Here is a 1,299-nt window from a genome sequence, read left to right on the forward strand (position 1 = left end):
AGGGCTTGCCAGTAAATAACACGCGGTTATGGTGTTTTGGCGGGTTGGAGGGTGTAGTTCCAGTCGCCGTGGAATTCATGGCGGGTGATGGGCAGGGCTGCCATCTGGGTATCGCTGATCCTGATTCCGGTGGGATAGGTGGTGTCGTCGAGTTCTGCGTGGACCGTGAGCCCGGTGCGCGTGGTGGTGGCTCCGATGAGGTCGATGATGACCTGGTGGCTGGTCAGCGGCCTGCCGCGCCAGTTCATCGAGATGTGGCTGAAGAGCCGGTGTTCGATCTTGTTCCACTTGCTGGTGCCGGGAGGGAGGTGGCATACCGTGATGCTCAGACCGGTTTCGCTGGCCAGGGCGGCGAGTTGGGTTTTCCAGGCGCGTAGCCGGTAGCCGTTGGAGCCGCCGCCGTCGGCGCAGACCAGCAGCCGGTCGGCGCCGGGGTAGGCGTCCCTGCCGATCTGCCCGAACCAGCGGCGGATTGTCTCCACGGCGAACGCGGCGGTGTCGTGGTCGGTGCCCACGGAAACCCAGCCGGCGTTGTTCCCCACGTCGTAGACCCCGTAGGGGTTGGCCTTGCCCAGATCTGGATCGACGAAGTCGTGCACGTTGACCCTGGCCGGGTCCCCCTCCGGCCGCCACTGTTGTCCGGCGTTCTTGAACAGGCCGACGAGTTCCTTCTTCTTGGTGTCCACACTGATCACGGGCTGGCCGGCACCAATGTGGGCGGCGCTTTGCTCGTTGAGGTAGGCGAACTGGGCATCGCGGTCGGGATGGGCGGCCCCCTCGACCTGCTTGGTGTTGCCCTGCAGGCTGAACCCCTGCTCGTGCAGCAGGTTCGCCACGGTCCATGCCGAGACCGGATGCCCGCACCGGCCAAGCTCCTGGGCCAGGGTGCGGGTGGACTTCGTGGTCCAGCGCAGCGGGGAACATGGATCCCCGCGCTCGTCGGGTTCGACCAGGCCCAGCAGTGCGTCGACCAGCCCTGGATCAACGGCTGTGGCGGGCTTGCGGCCCCCGCCGGGACGGCGAGCCCGGTTCAGCGGGTCGCCGCCCGCTTCCAGTTCGGCGGCACCCTTGGAGACCGTGACCGTACTGACCCCCGCCGCCCGGGCGACCGCTTTGATCCCGCCGTGGCCCAGGACCCGTGCCTCCGCGCCCATCGCCAGCCGGCGCTGGCGCTCGTCCAAATGCGGCAACAACGAAGCAAACTTCGCCGTCAACGCCTCCTCAATCTCCGCACCAATGGCCATACCAGAATCGTAGACCCGAAAACATGAAACACAAGGTTATTTACTGGCAAGCCCT

1 pseudogene is annotated in these 1,299 nt (G+C 66.1%); it reads right to left on the minus strand.

Going from position 1 to position 1,299, the window contains the following annotated elements:
- Positions 1-41: 41 nt before the first annotated feature.
- Positions 42-1,244: pseudogene (locus J9611_RS21365) on the minus strand (ISAzo13 family transposase); the annotation flags it as partial.
- Positions 1,245-1,299 lie beyond the last annotated feature (55 nt).

This window comes from Pseudarthrobacter albicanus (assembly GCF_018224015.1).
GTDB lineage: Bacteria > Actinomycetota > Actinomycetes > Actinomycetales > Micrococcaceae > Arthrobacter > Arthrobacter albicanus.